At 64.7% G+C, this 15773-nt stretch carries 15 protein-coding genes and 1 pseudogene; 7 read left to right on the top strand and 9 right to left on the bottom strand.

The features are described from left to right. The first annotated feature begins 180 nt into the window (after positions 1-180). The 7 genes and pseudogenes from xseA (at position 181) to tal (ending at position 6623) form a co-directional block, all read left to right on the top strand. On the top strand, positions 181-1638 hold the full coding sequence (gene xseA / locus ROZ37_RS03080; RefSeq protein ID WP_312657396.1) for an exodeoxyribonuclease VII large subunit: 1458 nt from the start codon (positions 181-183) through the stop codon (positions 1636-1638). Positions 1639-1684: 46 nt separating this feature from the next. Next, entirely contained in the window at positions 1685-2269 is a 585-nt protein-coding gene (locus ROZ37_RS03085; protein WP_312657398.1) for a Fe-Mn family superoxide dismutase, read from the top strand. A gap of 473 nt (positions 2270-2742) precedes the next feature. Next, positions 2743-3015: a PepSY domain-containing protein gene (locus tag ROZ37_RS03090; protein WP_312657400.1), complete on the top strand. Its 273-nt coding sequence runs from the start codon at positions 2743-2745 to the stop codon at positions 3013-3015. Positions 3016-3041: 26 nt separating this feature from the next. Further along, the gene (locus ROZ37_RS03095) at positions 3042-3563 is read left to right on the top strand and encodes a cytochrome b/b6 domain-containing protein (protein WP_312657402.1); all 522 of its coding nucleotides are present in this window, start codon (positions 3042-3044) and stop codon (positions 3561-3563) included. Between the two features lie 54 nt (positions 3564-3617). Next, positions 3618-4595, top strand: coding sequence for a cysteine synthase A (gene cysK / locus ROZ37_RS03100; RefSeq protein WP_312657404.1), 978 nt, complete (start codon positions 3618-3620; stop codon positions 4593-4595). A gap of 157 nt (positions 4596-4752) precedes the next feature. Then, positions 4753-5476, top strand: a pseudogene (locus ROZ37_RS03105) (pseudouridine synthase). Positions 5477-5546: 70 nt separating this feature from the next. Next, on the top strand, positions 5547-6623 hold the full coding sequence (gene tal, locus ROZ37_RS03110; protein ID WP_312657407.1) for a transaldolase: 1077 nt from the start codon (positions 5547-5549) through the stop codon (positions 6621-6623). Between the two features lie 63 nt (positions 6624-6686). On the opposite strand, the gene ROZ37_RS03115 is transcribed toward tal, so the two are convergent. The 9 genes from ROZ37_RS03115 to motA all read right to left on the bottom strand — a co-directional run bounded on the left by ROZ37_RS03115 (position 6687) and on the right by motA (position 15704). Beyond that, on the bottom strand, positions 6687-8576 hold the full coding sequence (locus ROZ37_RS03115) for a chemotaxis protein CheA (protein ID WP_312657409.1): 1890 nt from the start codon (positions 8574-8576) through the stop codon (positions 6687-6689). Between the two features lie 65 nt (positions 8577-8641). Next, positions 8642-9511 (bottom strand): protein phosphatase CheZ, encoded by an 870-nt coding sequence (gene cheZ / locus ROZ37_RS03120; protein WP_312657502.1) that lies wholly within the window; start codon positions 9509-9511, stop codon positions 8642-8644. Positions 9512-9547: 36 nt separating this feature from the next. Further along, entirely contained in the window at positions 9548-9949 is a 402-nt protein-coding gene (gene cheY, locus ROZ37_RS03125; RefSeq protein ID WP_312657411.1) for a chemotaxis response regulator CheY, read from the bottom strand. 37 nt (positions 9950-9986) lie between these two features. Then, positions 9987-10937 (bottom strand): chemotaxis protein, encoded by a 951-nt coding sequence (locus tag ROZ37_RS03130; protein ID WP_312657413.1) that lies wholly within the window; start codon positions 10935-10937, stop codon positions 9987-9989. A gap of 11 nt (positions 10938-10948) precedes the next feature. Then, positions 10949-11917 (bottom strand): chemotaxis protein, encoded by a 969-nt coding sequence (locus tag ROZ37_RS03135; protein ID WP_312657415.1) that lies wholly within the window; start codon positions 11915-11917, stop codon positions 10949-10951. Positions 11918-12150: 233 nt separating this feature from the next. Next, a complete protein-coding gene (locus ROZ37_RS03140; RefSeq protein WP_312657417.1) occupies positions 12151-12717 on the bottom strand; it encodes a CheB methylesterase domain-containing protein in 567 nt (188 codons plus the stop codon). Positions 12718-12754: 37 nt separating this feature from the next. Further along, positions 12755-13684: a CheR family methyltransferase gene (locus ROZ37_RS03145; protein WP_312657418.1), complete on the bottom strand. Its 930-nt coding sequence runs from the start codon at positions 13682-13684 to the stop codon at positions 12755-12757. A 79-nt stretch (positions 13685-13763) separates the two neighbouring features. After that, positions 13764-14792, bottom strand: coding sequence for a flagellar motor protein MotB (gene motB, locus ROZ37_RS03150; protein ID WP_312657419.1), 1029 nt, complete (start codon positions 14790-14792; stop codon positions 13764-13766). 57 nt (positions 14793-14849) lie between these two features. After that, complete coding sequence (gene motA, locus ROZ37_RS03155; protein ID WP_312657421.1) at positions 14850-15704, bottom strand: flagellar motor stator protein MotA; 855 nt, start codon at positions 15702-15704, stop codon at positions 14850-14852. Between the last annotated feature and the right edge of the window lie 69 nt (positions 15705-15773).

Consider the following 15773-nt stretch of genomic DNA (forward strand, 5'->3'; position numbering starts at 1 on the left):
TCTTATCGCACAGCACCGGAAATCGCTGTCGGCTCAAGCCCTTCGACACTTCGCTGAAAAATTGTGCAACACAATAGTCATTTAAAAACAATGGATTAAAAATAGGTGCTTGAATCGAAAGGGATTTGAAACGGTCGCTTGACAACCAGGATTGCTTGTGGATTCCGCTACAATCCTGCCATGCAAACGATGCTCCCGCCCGGGTCCGACGGTTCGGGCTCATTCCACTTCGCTGACCGGATCCTCGGCGTCGGCGAACTCAACCGCCTCGCACGCGAAGCGCTCGAAGCACGCTTTCCACTGCTGTGGGTCGGCGGTGAGATCTCGAACCTGACCCGAGCGCCGTCCGGCCATCTGTACTTCACGCTAAAGGACGCGCAGGCGCAGGTACGCTGCACGATGTGGCGCAATCGCGCCCAACTGCTGCCATTCAGGCCCGAAAACGGCATGCGGGTGGAGGCGCGGGCGCTCGTCACACTGTACGAAGCGCGCGGCGATTTCCAGCTGGGGGTCGAAGCCTTACGTCAGGCCGGCGTCGGCAACCTGTTCGAGGCCTTCGTCCGGCTCAAGGACAGGCTCGCGGCCGAGGGGTTGTTCGCGCCCGCCGCAAAGCGCGCCCTTCCCCACTACCCGCACCGCATCGGCGTCGTGACGTCCCCGGCTGCGGCCGCATGGCACGACGTTCTCGCGGCGCTGCGGCGACGAGCGCCGCGGCTGGAAGTCGTGCTCTATCCCGCGCCGGTGCAGGGAAGCGGCGCCGGAAGCCGACTCGCCGACACCATTCGACTGGCGTCGACGCGCGCTAAGGGCGACGGCATCGAAGCGCTGCTGCTCGTGCGCGGAGGAGGAAGCATCGAAGACCTGTGGGCGTTCAACGACGAGTCGCTCGCCCGCGCACTGCGATCGTGCGCGATTCCGGTCGTCAGCGGGGTCGGCCACGAGACCGACTTCACGATCGCCGATTTTGCGGCCGATGTCCGCGCTGCGACGCCCACCGGCGCCGCTGAACTCGTCACCGCCGACCTGTACGAAGCGGCGCATCGTCTCGCGAAGCTGGAACGTGCGCTCGCAGGCGCGCTGCAGCACCGCCTTAACACCCTCGCACAACGACTGGACCGCGCCGCACTACGCCTCATTCACCCACGCGCCCGGATCGCAGCCGCGCACGAGCGGGCCGAGCGCTTGGGACAGCGCCTCACGGCAGCCGTCGAGCGACATGTCGAACGTATGCATAGCGCGATCCGCCTGCTCCAGTTCCAGCTCGACCGCCGTCGCCCGGACGTCGCACGCGAACGGGAGCGGTGCATGCGCGCGAGCAGCCGGCTCGCGCTCGCCGGTGAAACCCTCATCCGTGCCCGCGCGGACCGGCTTTCCTCCCTCGCAGCCCATCTCCAGCATCTTGCGCCGCAGGCCGTCCTTGCACGCGGTTACAGCATCACTCGCGACGCCGAAGGGCGTGTCCTGCGTTCGGCCACCGCAGTCGGGGCGGGCGCCGACATTTCCGTCGAACTCGCGATCGGTCAGCTACGTGCTACGGTGAACAGCGCCGATCACCGCGTCGAGACCTCGACACCTCGATGCGTTTCAGCTGAACCCGACAATCATCCGGGATTGCCACCCTGCGCAAAGCCCGACTAGAATCGTCGGGCTTTAATCCCAACAAACCTGATGACAGGAGAGACAAATGGAACATACCCTGCCCCAACTTCCCTACGCGAAGGACGCGCTGGCCCCGCACATTTCGGCTGAAACGCTGGAGTTCCACCATGGCAAGCATCATCAGGCCTATGTGACCAACCTGAACAACCTGATCAAGGGTACGGAGTTCGAGAACCTCGATCTCGAAGCCATCGTCAAGAAGGCGCCGGCCGGCGGCATCTACAACAACTCGGCCCAGGTCTGGAACCACACTTTCTTCTGGAACTGTCTGACGCCCAACGGCGGCGGCGAACCAACCGGCGCGCTCGCCGACGCGATCAAGTCGAAGTGGGGCTCGTTCGAGGACTTCAAGAAGGCATTCACGACGTCGGCCGTCGGCAACTTCGGTTCCGGCTGGACCTGGCTTGTGAAGAAGGCCGACGGCAGCGTCGATATCGTCAATATGGGTGCTGCCGGCACGCCGCTGACGACCGCCGACAAGGCGCTCCTCTGCATCGACGTGTGGGAGCACGCGTACTACATCGACTACCGCAACCGCCGTCCCGACTTCGTTGCCGCCTTCCTGAACAGCCTTGCCAACTGGGAGTTCGCCGCGCGCAATTACGCGTGATCGACCCTGCCCGCTGAACCAGCGACCTGCTGGCGAGCGGGCGCACCCCGTCGTGATGTTTTGCGGCCGGCCGTGCTCCGAACCCTGTCGGGCTTCGGAGCACGGCCGTTCCGTTTTGCGCCGCTGCCCGTCAATATGAAAAGCGGCCTTCGCTGAACAACTTTACGCACGCGTCGACTGCCCGCGGTTCGAAGTTGCAGCCACTGCCCCGCCTGATCTCGTCGAGCGCGACGTGGGCGCCCAGCGCCGCGCGGTGCGGATTTCCGCGCGTGCAGGACGCCCACCACCTGCTCGTCCGGCACCCTTAATTCGCTTGCGATCGCCCCGTCGAGACGACGGATAGGACGAGGCTGCGTTTGCGTCCGTTACGGCTTGAAACGCATCCACGCTCCGATTAATCATTCGTTCAGCTACCGCAGGCCAGAATCTCATCCGTGCCGATCGGGCATGACAAAAAATTCTGGAGTGCAGCCATGAAAATGCGTTATCCGCTGTTGGTCGTGTCGATTCTTTCGCTCAGCGCCTCCGCGTTCGCGGGGCCGGAGTGTACGAAAGCGCCGAAATCGGAATGGATGTCCGAGAGCGCGATGAAGCAGAGGATCGCGGACGAGGGCTATGTCGTCGAGAAGTTCAAGACGACGGACGGAAACTGCTACGAGATCTACGGCAAGGACAAGGACGGCAAGAAAGTCGAGATCTATTTCAACCCGATCGACGGCACCATCGTGAAGGAAAAGCGGGGCTGACCCCCCCGGGCAAGGAGGACATCGCCATGACGGCAGGCAAGGTAAGGGTATGGGATTTTCCGGTCAGGCTCTTCCACTGGAGTCTCGTGACGATGTTCGCCACTGCCTATCTCACCTCGGACGACGCGGAGGCGTTGCATCAGTGGGCGGGCTACATCGCACTCGGGCTTGTAGCCTTTCGCATCGTCTGGGGTTTCATCGGCACCCCGCACGCTCGTTTCGCGGATTTCGTGCCGCGGCCCGCGAGGCTCGCGAATTATCTCGGTCTGCTTGCGCGCGGCCGCGAACCGCGACACCTCGGGCACAACCCCGCAGCTGCCGTGATGATCGTGTTCCTGCTCGCGATGGTCGCGGTGATCGGCTCGACGGGCTGGCTGATGACCACGGACTGGGGTTGGGGAAATGAAACGATCGAAGCGCTGCATGCCGGGGCGGTGAAGCTGACGCTTGCCGCGATCGCGTTCCACGTGGTCGCCGCGGTGTTCGAAAGCATGCGCCATCGTGAGAATCTCGTCCTGTCGATGTTGACCGGGTACAAGCGGAGGTAGTAGACGTGCTCCACCGGCTGATATCCTCTCAGCCATCTCTCGGGGAGCTCGATCATGTCAAACTGGTTTTCGGATAACGCTTTGTCCATCGGCCGCACGCCGCTCGTCCGGCTCAATCGCGTCACCCAGGGCGCAGGAGCGACCGTCCTGGCGAAAATCGAGGGCCGCAATCCGGCGTACTCGGTGAAGTGCCGGATCGGCGCGGCAATGATCTGGGACGCCGAGAAGCGCGGCCTCCTCGGGCCGGGCAAGGAAATCGTCGAGCCGACGAGCGGCAACACCGGCATCGCGCTCGCGTTCGTCGCGGCGGCGCGCGGCATCCCGATCACGCTGACGATGCCCGAGACGATGAGCGTCGAGCGGCGCAAGCTGCTGGTCGCTTACGGCGCGAAGCTGGTATTGACCGAAGGTGCGAAGGGCATGAACGGCGCGATCGCGAAAGCCGAGGAGATCGCCGCGTCCGACCCGGGTCGTTATGTTCTGCTGCAGCAGTTCAAGAACCCGGCAAACCCGGCGATCCACGAATCGACGACCGGCCCCGAGATCTGGAACGACACCGACGGCAACGTCGACATTCTCGTGTCCGGCGTCGGCACCGGCGGCACCATTACCGGCGTTTCGCGCTACTTCAAGAAGACCCGCGGCAAACCGCTGCTGTCGGTCGCGGTCGAGCCCACCGCGAGCCCCGTGATGACCCAGACCCGCGCCGGCGAGCCGCTCAAGCCGGGCCCGCACAAAATCCAGGGGCTCGGCGCGGGTTTCATCCCGGAGGTGCTCGACATGTCGCTCGTCGACGCCGTCGAGACGGTCAGCAACGAGGACGCGATCGAGTACGCACGCCGCCTCTCGCGCGAAGAAGGCATTCTGTCGGGCATCTCGTCCGGCGCCGCTGTTGCCGCGGCGGTGCGGATCGCGCAACGCCCTGAAAACACGGGGAAGACGATCGTCGTGATCCTGCCCGACTCGGGCGAGCGCTACCTGAGCACGGTGCTGTTCGAAGGCATTTTCGACGCGTCGGGCGTCGCGATCTGACCGCTCCGCGTGCCGCCGGCTTCCCGGACGATCGTCACGACCGTGATCCGGCGCGCTCGGAATCATTGGCGCTCCGACCGGGCGCCCCCCGCTTGCCGAGCCGCGACTCGCGCGGCCAGCAGTGGGGGGCCCCGTCGGTACGTTCGACGACTCGACCATGCTTCCGATCCTCTACCGCGACGACACTCTGGTCGCGATCCACAAGCCGTCCGGGCTGCTCGTGCACCGTTCGATCATCGACGCGCACGAGGAGCGTTTTGCGGTGCAGATGCTTCGCGACCAGATCGGGCAGCAGGTGCACCCCGTGCACCGGCTCGACAAAGGCACTTCGGGCGTGCTGCTGTTCGCGCTCGATCGCGAGACCGCAGCCCTCGTAGGCCGGACATTCGAAAGGCAGGACGTGACGAAAACCTACGTCGCTGTCGTGCGCGGTCATCCCGCCGAGACGGGGGTGATCGATCACCCGCTGGTCAGGCAATTCGACAACCTGGAGCATCGTCCCGCACATGCGGAAACCGCGGCGCAATCCGCACTGACTCGCTTTCGTCGCCTCGCGGTCGCTGAACTGCCGCGTCGACCGCTATCCGACGAGCCGTTACGCGCTGCTCGAACTCGAACCCGAAACCGGACGACGGCACCAGTTGCGCCGGCACCTCAAACACGTGTCGCATCCGATCATCGGCGACGCGACCTACGGCAAGGGACGGCACAATCGCCTCTTCGCAAGACTCTTCGGTACACCTCGTCTGCTGCTCGCCTGCACCAGGCTGCGGCTCGCGCATCCGCACACCGGGAAAACGCTCGATCTGCGCGCGCCGCTCGCCGAGGACTTCGCCGCGGTCATCGAAGGCCTCGGCTGGTCCGCCGTCGCGTGCGGATGAGACCTCGCGTCTTTCGACCGCTTTCGATTGCGGGCACAATGAAAAGCCCAATCAACGACCGGTTCCGCCGATGAATCCCCTGCTTCAAGTCCGCGACCAGGGCCAGCAGATCTGGCTCGACAACCTTTCCCGAACGCTGCTGAACGAGGGCCACCTCGAACGCATGATCGCCGAGGACGGCGTGGCCGGTGTGACGACCAACCCGGCGATCTTCCACAAGGCAATCGCCGGCGGCCGCTATTACGAAGACGATCTGGCAGCGCTGAAGGCCCAACCGCTCGATGCCGAGACGCGTTACGAGAAGCTCGTCATCCCCGACGTCCAACGCGCCTGCGACCTGCTGCGGCCGACGCACGAACGCACGGCGGGCAAGGCCGGCTACGTCAGTCTCGAGGTCTCGCCCGCGCTCGCGCACGATGCCGCCGGCACCGTCGCAGCAGGACAACGGCTATCCGCCGCCGTCGCCCGCGACAACCTGCTGATCAAGGTCCCGGCCACCCCGGCCGGAATCGAGGCGATCGAAGCACTGATCGCGAACGGCGTCAGCGTCAACGTCACGCTGATGTTCTCGCTGGCGCATGTAGACGCCGTCGCGGAGGCCTACCTCCGCGGCCTCGCACGACTGCGGCACAACGGCGGCAATCCGGCGAGCGTGAAGTCGGTCGCGAGCCTCTTCCTCAGCCGCGTCGATACGCTGATCGACAAGCAGCTCGATGAGCGAGGAGGAGATGCGCTTGCGCTGCGCGGAAAATCCGCGGTCGCGATGGCGAAGCTCGCCTATCGGCGGTACGTCGAGCGCTTTCACGGCGCGGCCTTCGAGCCGCTCGCGGCGGCAGGAGCCCGACCGCAGCAGATGCTGTGGGCGAGCACCGGAACGAAGAACCCCGCCTACAGCGATCTGCTCTACGTCGAGCCGCTGATCGGGCCCGAAACCGTCAATACGCTCCCCGACGCGACGTTGGCGGCACTTCTCGATCACGGCAAAGTGAGCCGCACGCTCGATCGCGATGTCGATGCAGCCCGGGCGCAGTTCGACGCACTGGCCGCCCTCGGGATCGACATGGACGCTGCGGGCCGGCGCCTGCAGGAAGAAGGGCTCAAGCAGTTCGAGGACGCGTTCGCGGCCCTGCTGAAGCTCACCGCTTGATCGGTATCAGCCGACCCGTTCCGTCGGTCCGGTCCCGCTCGCGCACAGACCGGATCGACGGCGTCATGCCGCGGCGGGTTCCTTCGGAATCAGCGCAAGGCGCGGCATCCCCCGGTGATCGCCGGCACCGCCGAGCAGTTCCTTCATGTCGAGGATCAGGACAATCTGGCCGTTCGACAGCGTCGTCACTCCCGCGACGCCCCTCGGTCGGAAATCGTCGAGCGACTTGATCACCGCATCCTCGCGGCCGGCGAAGGTGTCCACCGCGAGGATGAACGACAGCTCGGCCACCTGCATCAGCACCCCGTATTGCGGCACGCGCTCGAGCGGCCAGCCGAGGAGCCCGACGAGCGGCAGGATCGGCAATACCTCGCCACGCACCACCATCGTCGCCCGACCTCCGACTTCCTGAACTTCGCGGATATCGATCGGCAGTATCTCCCGAACCATCGACAGCGGAACCGCGAACGGCTGGTCGCCGATGCGCACGAGCAGGACCGGCAGGATCGCGAGCGTCAGCGGCAGGCTGATCACGAACGTCGTGCCCTTGCCCATCTGCGACTGGATCTCGATACTGCCGTTGAGCTTCTGGATGTTCGTGCGTACGACGTCCATCCCCACGCCGCGCCCCGAGACGTCCGAGACCTGCGCCGCCAACGAAAAACCGGGCAGGAACACGAGATTGAAGCTCTGACGCTCGTCCATCGCATTGGACTCCTCGTCGGTGATGAGCCCCTTTTCGATCGCCTTCGCGCGCAGCCGCTCCGGGTTCATCCCCCGCCCGTCGTCGGCGACGAGGATGACGATGTGGTCGCCTTCCTGACGAGCCTCGAGCCGCACGACCGACTTTTCCGACTTGCCGGCCGCGATGCGGTCAGCGGCGTCCTCGACGCCGTGATCGACCGCATTGCGGATCAGGTGGATGATCGGATCGCCGAGGTCCTCGATCATCGTCTTGTCGATCTCGGTCTCCTCGCCCGCGAGCACGAGCTCGACGTCCTTTCCAAGGTTGCGCGCGAGGTCGCGGGCGATACGCGGGTACTTCTGGAACAGCCGGCCGATCGGCTGCATCCGCGTCTTCATCACGGCATTCTGCAGGTCCGAGACGAGCAGATCGAGCTGGCTCACCGCGAGGTCGAGCGAATGCAGTGTTTCGGTGTCGTTGCGCCCGCTGAGAATTTCACTGCGCAGCGCATTGAGGCGGTTCTTCGTCAGGCCGATTTCGCCCGACAGGTTCAGGACCTGATCGAGGCGGGTCGTGTCGACGCGGATCGAGTTGTCGCGCTGACGCTCGGATTCGCGGCGCCCGGTCGGAGCATTGACGCCGGGCTTGTCGCCGGCCCGGCGGCCCACCGCGGCCTTGATGACCTCCTCTGCCGCACGAGCCGGGGCGGCCACCGGCGCGCTGGGCGCCGGTTTCGCGACGACTTCGGTCACCGCGCTGTGCAGCAGCTCCCAATTCGGTCCGAGCGAGGTCGCCGCCGGCGCCGCCGTTGCGGCGCCGGGAGACGCGGGCGCTGCGGCAAACGGGACCACTTCCTGCGCATGGCCGGCACAGAGCTCTCCCGCAATCGCCTGCTTCAAGCGGGCGATCAGCGTGGCATCGGCGCCCGCCGGCTGGGTGGCGCGCTCGAGCACCGAAAACATCTCCCGCACGGTACCTGTCGCCTCGAGAATCACGTCCATGACGTCGGGCGTGACGTTGAGCTGGCCGTTTCGCAGGTTGTCGAAGAGGTTCTCGGTCAGGTGGCAAAGCGTGACCAGTTCGGTCGCATTGAGGAAGCCCGCGCCACCCTTGATCGTGTGAAAGCCGCGGAAGATCTCGTTCAGCAGGCCCCTGTCGTCGGGTGCGCGCTCGAGATCCACCAGCTTGTTGTCGACCCCCGACAGCAGATCTCCCGCTTCGATCAGGAAATCCTGAAGGAGGTCTTCCATTCCGGCGAAATCACTCATGACGTACTCGCTTTATTGTTCCTGATTGCCGGGCGCCCACGCCGCAGCTGCCGAGGCGCGGATGTTCAGAATCCGAGGCTTCCGAGCAGATCGTCGACCTGCTCCTGGGTGGTCACGACATCGTCTCGGCCCTCCGAGCTGATGACCGGGCCGTTCATCAGTCCGGTATGCCTGTCGCCGCGCATCTCCGGCGGGGTGACTTCGAGCAGGACTTCGAGCAGTTCTGTCTCCAACCTTTGCGCAAGGTCCACGACCTTCTTGATGACCTGGCCGGTGAGATCCTGGAAATCCTGCGCCATCATGATTTCCATCAACTGCGCGTTGGTCGCACGACTTCCCTGCACCACCTCGTCGAGGAATCCGTGCGTCTCGTTCGACAGCGCCTTGAACTCCTCGACGGAAAGCTGGTTCGCGTAGAGCTTGTCCCACCGCGCCTGCAACCCTTGCGCGTCGGACTGGATGCGGTTCTGAATCGGCTGCGCGATGTCGGTCGCGTTCAACACCCGGCTCGCGGCCTGTTCGGTCATCTGCGCGATATACGTCAGCCGCTGGCGCGCGTCCGGAATCGCCTGCACCGCGTCCTGCAGCAAATCGTCCGACCCGAGCGCGCGCAAGGTGTTGTGAACCTGGCGAGTCATCTGGCCGATTCGCGTGAAGACGGCTTCGCAACTATGTTCCGGCTGAGGGCTCTCTCCGTCGCCTTCCCGACTCGGGCGCGCCTCGACGTCGCGGGCAGTCTCGGCGCCGAAACCGGCGTCGAACTCCGCCGCAACGGCGTCGAACAGGGATTGCAGTTCATCGTCGTCGTCGCCCGCGCTTTCGGGCTTCGCGACGACTTTGGGTTCCGATTTCGCCGGACTGGCTGCGATGCTGTCGAACAGGGCCTGGAGTTCGTCCGAATCCCCTACCTCGTCGAGTTTCAGCTTTTTAGCCATCATCGGCCTCCCTCTACGTTTTCCATTGCCGCCACGTCAGGCAGCCGCCTTCTTGCCGATTTTTTCAAAGATCTTCTCGAGCTTTTCCGACATCGTCGCCGCGGTGAAGGGCTTGACGATGTAGCCGCTCGCGCCCGCCTGCGCCGCGGCGATGATGTTTTCCTTCTTCGCCTCGGCGGTGACCATCAGCACCGGAAGGTGGCGCAGGTGCGGCGTCTGCCGAATCGTCTGCAGCAGTGTCAGCCCGTCCATGTTCGGCATGTTCCAGTCGGTGACGACGAAGTCGAACTGCGCGCTGTTGAGCTTCTGCAGCGCGACCGCGCCGTCCTCTGCCTCGTCGACGTTCGTGAACCCGAGTTCCTTCAGCAGGTTGCGCACGATCCGGCGCATCGTCGAAAAATCGTCGACGACGAGAAATTTCATTTTGGGGTCGGACATGTCGTTCTCCGTATTCGTCTTGCGGTCCGGTCCGCGCCTAGTGACCCTTGTTCAGCAAGGGGCGCAAGGTCTCGGCCAGGGCGTCGGCGTCGAATTTTGCCACGTACGCATCGACGCCGACGCGCTTGCCCATCGCGCGGTTGGCCTCCGACGACAGCGAGGAATGCATCACCACCGGGATGCCGTCGAAGCGCGGGTCCGCCTTGATGTTGCGCGTCAGCACGTAGCCGTCCATCTCGGGCATCTCGGCGTCGACGAGGATCACGTCCACCTCGTCCGACACCGGGTTGCCGCACTGCCGGGCGTGGTTCGCGATCCCCTGCAGGCGCGTCCACGCCTCGAGGCCGTTCACCGCGTGCTTGTGCTTGACGCCGAGTTTCTCCAGCACTTCGGCGATCTTGCGCCGTGCGACCGCCGAGTCGTCGACGTAGAAGACGTCGTAGTTCTGCCCGTCGGGAACCGGGGCGATATTGCCGACGACCGCATCGCCGAAGGTCGTCGCGAGCACGCTCTCGACGTCGACGATCGAGACCAGCTTGCCGTCGGGTAGCTCGGTGATCGCGGAGATGTAGCTATTGCCGGACGCCGAAACGTTGTCCGGCGCGCGCACCTTGTCCCATTCGACACGGATGATGCGATCGACGGCCTCGACGAGGAATCCCAGGGTCCGCTTGCTGTATTCGGTGACCATCATCGAGCCGCCGAGCGGCTGCCCGGGACGCGAAAGACCGAGGATCTTCGCCAGCGAGAGCACCGGAATGACGTTGCCCCGCAGCGAGATGAGACCTTCGACGCCGACGGGCATGTTGGGCGCCCGCGTGATGAACGGCGCGGTCGACACTTCGCGGACCTTGAACACGTTGATGCCGAAGGTCTCGCTCGTCCCGAGCGAGAACAGCAGGATCTCCATGCAGTTGGAACCGGCGAGGCTGGTGCGGCCGTCCACGACGTTGAACAGCGCGTCTTCTTCGTGAATCAGGTTCGACATGCCGTACTCCATCACTGAGCTTCGGCCGGCGAAACCTGGCGGTCCAGCAGGCGGCGCAGCGTCGCGGCCAGACGCTGAGGTTCGAATTTCGGAACGTATTCATCGACGCCGACAGACTGTCCGAGCTGCTGGTTCGACATCCCCGACAGCGACGAATGCATGATCACGGGGATTCCGGCGAAGCGCGGATCGGACTTGACCGCGCGCGTCAGCATGTAGCCGTCCATTTCCGGCATTTCGACGTCGGTCAGCACGAGGCTCACCAAGTCGCTGACCTTGCGCCCGGTCGCCTGCGCGTGGTGCGCGGCCTTCTGCAACTCTTCCCACGCCATCCGGCCGTTAAGCGAACCGACGTAAGGCACGCCGAGCACATCGAGCGTGCGCTCGATCTGTTTGCGCGCGACCGACGAGTCGTCTGCGAAGTAGACGGTGTGCTGCGCGCCTTCGAGGGGCTCGATGCCCTTGAACAGGTGCTGGTCGTCCTGCGTCGTGGTCTCCGACAGCACCCTCTCGACGTCGAGCATCATCACGAGCTTCTTGTCGGCCAGTTCGGTCACCGCGGTGACGAGGCCGCCGAGATTCGCCGTCAGCATGTCCGGCGGCACCCGCATCTGCGCCCAGTCGAGCCGCAGGATCGTATCGACCGCCTCGACGAGAAAGCCCTGCGTGTGGCCGTTGTATTCGGTCACGATCATGATGTCGCGCCGACTGTCGAGGCCGACACCGACGTAACGCGCGAGATCGACGACCGGCACGAGCACGCCGCGCAGGCTCACCATCCCCTGGACGGAACCGGGCATTTCCGGGGCGGCGGTGATCTCGGGCGTACGCATGACTTCGCGCACCTTGAACACGTTGATGCCGAAGGTTTCGCGCCGCCCGGTGCGGGGGTCCACGCCCAGCGTGAACAGCAGGATTTCCAGCTTGTTTGTGCCGGCGAGCCGTGTTCGGGCGTCGATGCTCTTGAACAGTTCGGACATTTCAATCTCCGCGCGATGCGGGCTAGATGGAGGCACTCCGCCCCGGTTTGTCTTGGGATAACGTCAGCGGCGCCGATTTCTTGAGGCTTTCTGCTGCGCCTTTCTCCGTTCCCGCCAGGACCCATTTTCCCATCGCAGCACGTCGCGGGCCGCGGGTCGGGCGGACGCAATGCGACTGGATCGCGCACACCGTGGAGTGCGTCACGCCAGGAGCGAGCGGAAACGAAAGGGGCTTACGCAGGATGGACGGTGAGCTGGTGCAGAATCCGCGGCGCGATGTCCTTCAACGGCAGCACTTCCCTCACCGCACCGATTGCCGCGGCCTCCCTCGGCATGCCGTAGACCACGCACGAATCGTGGTCCTGCGCGATGGTCCACGCCCCCGCCTCGCGCATCGCGAGCAGGCCCTTTGCACCGTCCTTGCCCATACCGGTGAGCAGCACGCCGATCGCCGACGGCCCGACCTGAAGCGCCGCGGAGTGGAACAGCACGTCGACCGAAGGGCGGTGGCGATTGACCGGTTCCGCGCGCGACAGGCTGCAATGGAAGCCGCCGGCGCGCCGAACCGTGAGGTGGGAATGACCCGGTGCGAGATACACGTAACCCGACGACACGGGCTCGCCGTCCTCGGCCTCCTTGACCTTCAGCAGGCAGAGTCCGTCCAGCCGACGGGCGAACGAGCCAGTGAAAACCTCGGGCATATGCTGCACGACGAGAACCGGCGGCGCGGTCGGCGGCAGCGCGAGCAACACCTCCTTGATCGCCTCGGTCCCGCCGGTCGACGCGCCGATGAAGATCATGCGGGGCGCGAGCGCGCTACGAGACATCAAAGGCCCACTACGCAACATCGGCGTCGAGACGCTGATAGACGGTGCGGCCTACCGAGCGCAGCAAGTCGGCCGCGTGCAGGAAGCTCTCCGAATGTCCGGCGAAAAGCGCGCCGTCCTTGCGCAATAACGGGACGAAGCGCTTCAGGATCGCGTACTGCGTGGGTTTGTCGAAATAGATCATCACGTTACGGCAGAAAATCGCATCCAGCCCGCCTTGCACCGACCACACCGGATCCAGCAGGTTGATGCGTCGGAAGCTCAGCAGCCGCTGCAGTTCCGGACGCACCCGAAGTTCGCCGCGTTCCGCCCCAGGGACGAAATAGCGGCGCACGCGCTCGGGCGACATCCGCTCGAGCCGCTCCTCGCGATAGTGCCCGTGCTCTGCATGGGCAAGCACGTTCGTATCGATGTCGCTTGCAAGGATCTGCACCGGCGGAGTCAGTGAGTCGAACGCCTCGCACGCGGTGATGGCCAGCGAATACGGCTCCTCCCCGGTCGAAGCGGCGTTGCACCAGATCCGGATCGTGCGCTTTTCGGCGATGCGGCGGAGGCGGTCGGCGAGGATGTCGAAGTGATGGGCTTCGCGAAAAAAGGACGTGAGGTTCGTCGTCAACGAGTTGACGAAAGTTTCCCATTCGCCACGGTCGCGGTCGAGCCGATGGAGATACTCCGCGAAGGTCCGATCCCCGCACGCGCGCAGCCGCCGTGCAAGCCGGCTGTACACCATGTCCTGTTTCGCCGGCGACAGCACGATGCCGGCGTGGGCATGGATCAGCTTGCGGATGCGCTCGAAATCCGCGAGGGTGAATTCGAATTCGCGATCGCGCGACGAAACGCCCGAGAGCAGCGGGCGCACGGCATCGACGAGCGACGTCGGCGCCGGTCGGGCGGGCGACGAAGGCGGCTTTCCGAAGCGCGCGCGATCACCGATCGTCATGCCAGGTAACTCCTCGGGAGCGGCCGCCGGGGCGCGTCGAATTGCGGCCTTTCGGCCGCAGGCACGGGCTTCGACGGCGTCATGGCGGGAACTGCCCTTGCACCGCTGCCCCTTTCCCCGCCGCCGCGGCACCCGGCACCGGCTGCGCTTCGATGTTCATCCGCAGCGCTTCGTCATCCACCGGCACGCCTGCGCTGATGTCGACCGTCCCACCCTCGGCGCGCACGGCTTCCTCCTTGCGTCGATTCATCACGATGATGCTGATCCGGCGGTTCGTCGGGTCGAACAGGTTGTCAGTCTTGAACGGGACCGTCTCGGCGAGCCCGACGACGCGTACGACCTTTACCGGCGCGAGTCCCCCTGCGATGAGCTCCCGTCGCGACGCGTTCGCCCGGTTCGCCGACAGCTCCCAGTTCGAGAATCCGCGCTCGCCGCCGGCGTACTGCGCGGCGTCCGTGTGGCCGGAAAGAATCAGACGGTTCGGCACGTCGTTGAGCGCGCGCCCGATTGCCTGCAGCAGATCGCGGGTGTAGGGCAACAGGTTATCGCTCGCCGTGTTGAACATCGGGCGATTCTGCTCGTCGACGATCTGGATCCGCAGCCCTTCGAACGTGACGTCCATCAGGATCTGGTTTCTGAAGCTGCGCAGCTTCGGATCCGCCTCGATCAGCGCCTCGATCCGCCCTTTCAGTTCGACGAGGCGCGCCCGTTCGCGGATCGCTGCCATTCCGTCGTCTTCGCCGTCGACGCGATACTCCTCGCGCCCTTTCGCCGCGTCGAGGTTGATCGACCGGCGCGCATTCACGTCGCCGCGCTTCTTCTGCCCGAGCGAGCGCGACAGGTCCTCGCCGCCCCCCTTGATCACGCTCGAGCTGTCACCCGAGCCCGACCCGCCTTGAAGCGACACTTTGAGAGGGTTCAGGAATTGATCGGCAATGCCTTCGAGGTCGCCTTGCGCCGTCGACCCGAGCAGCCACATCAGCAGGAAAAATGCCATCATCGCCGTTATGAAGTCCGCATAGGCGATTTTCCAGGCGCCGCCGTGGCCGGCCGCGGCGACCTTGCGGATCCGCTTGACGACGATCGGCTGCTGCGTATCGTCGCTCATCGCTCAACGCTCGCAGCAAGGATCGGAATGTTCGAAGGCCCGCTCGTCACGGCGCGCTCAACCTTTCCGGCTCTTGATGTCCTGCTCAAGCTCCGCGAACGTGGGCCGCTCGGTCGAATACAGCGCCTTGCGGCCGAACTCGACCGCCACCTGCGGCGCATAGCCGTTCATGCTCGCGAGCAGCACGAGCTTGATGCATTCGAAGACCTTGCCGCTCTCGTCGGCACGCTGCTCGAGCTGGCTCGCGATCGGCTGGATGAATCCGTACGAAAGCAGGATCCCGAGGAAGGTGCCGACGAGCGCGCCGCCGATCATCTTGCCGAGCACAGCCGGCGGCTGACCGACCGAGCCCATGACGTTCACGACGCCCATGACCGCGACGACGATACCGAAGGCCGGCAGCGCGTCACCGAGCTTCGCGACGACGTGCGACGTCGAGTGCGCCTCCTCGTGATGCGTTTCGATCTCCTTGTCCATCAGACCTTCGATCTCGAAGGCGTTGAGGTTTCCGCCGACCATCATCCGCAGGTAGTCGGTGAGGAACTCGACCGCATGGCGATCCGCGGCGATCGCGGGATATTTCGTGAATATGGGGCTGGAGTCGGGGTTATCGACGTCGTTCTCGATCGACATCAAACCTTCCTTGCGCACCTTCGCGAGGATCTCGTACAAGAGCGCGAGAAGCTCCATGTACATCGTCTTCGTGTAGGGAGAACCCTTCAGGATCGAAGGGATTGCGCGCAAGGTCGCCTTGACGGCCTTCGGCCCATTGCTTGCCACCAATGCGCCGATCGCGAGGCCGATGATCGCGAGATATTCGAACGGCATCCACAGCGCCATCAGACTGCCGTGGACGGAATAAGTCCCGACCGAGGCCAGGAGAATGACTACGTAACCGATAAGCAGAAACACCGGGAGGCCCCTGTCGATTCATCCGCGCAGATACCGGCGCATCCCGCGAGGTTCAGGCATTTAACGTCC

The sequence above is a fragment of the Aromatoleum sp. genome, assembly GCF_032027225.1.
Taxonomy (GTDB): Bacteria; Pseudomonadota; Gammaproteobacteria; order Burkholderiales; family Rhodocyclaceae; genus Aromatoleum.

Coding starts and splice junctions, on each gene's coding strand:
- xseA (WP_312657396.1), top strand. CDS start 181: ATGCAAACGATGCTCCCGCCCGGGTCCGACGGTTCGGGCTCATTCCAC.
- ROZ37_RS03085 (WP_312657398.1), top strand. CDS start 1,685: ATGGAACATACCCTGCCCCAACTTCCCTACGCGAAGGACGCGCTGGCC.
- ROZ37_RS03090 (WP_312657400.1), top strand. CDS start 2,743: ATGAAAATGCGTTATCCGCTGTTGGTCGTGTCGATTCTTTCGCTCAGC.
- ROZ37_RS03095 (WP_312657402.1), top strand. CDS start 3,042: ATGACGGCAGGCAAGGTAAGGGTATGGGATTTTCCGGTCAGGCTCTTC.
- cysK (WP_312657404.1), top strand. CDS start 3,618: ATGTCAAACTGGTTTTCGGATAACGCTTTGTCCATCGGCCGCACGCCG.
- tal (WP_312657407.1), top strand. CDS start 5,547: ATGAATCCCCTGCTTCAAGTCCGCGACCAGGGCCAGCAGATCTGGCTC.
- ROZ37_RS03115 (WP_312657409.1), bottom strand. CDS start 8,576: ATGAGTGATTTCGCCGGAATGGAAGACCTCCTTCAGGATTTCCTGATC.
- cheZ (WP_312657502.1), bottom strand. CDS start 9,511: ATGGCTAAAAAGCTGAAACTCGACGAGGTAGGGGATTCGGACGAACTC.
- cheY (WP_312657411.1), bottom strand. CDS start 9,949: ATGTCCGACCCCAAAATGAAATTTCTCGTCGTCGACGATTTTTCGACG.
- ROZ37_RS03130 (WP_312657413.1), bottom strand. CDS start 10,937: ATGTCGAACCTGATTCACGAAGAAGACGCGCTGTTCAACGTCGTGGAC.
- ROZ37_RS03135 (WP_312657415.1), bottom strand. CDS start 11,917: ATGTCCGAACTGTTCAAGAGCATCGACGCCCGAACACGGCTCGCCGGC.
- ROZ37_RS03140 (WP_312657417.1), bottom strand. CDS start 12,717: ATGATCTTCATCGGCGCGTCGACCGGCGGGACCGAGGCGATCAAGGAG.
- ROZ37_RS03145 (WP_312657418.1), bottom strand. CDS start 13,684: ATGACGATCGGTGATCGCGCGCGCTTCGGAAAGCCGCCTTCGTCGCCC.
- motB (WP_312657419.1), bottom strand. CDS start 14,792: ATGAGCGACGATACGCAGCAGCCGATCGTCGTCAAGCGGATCCGCAAG.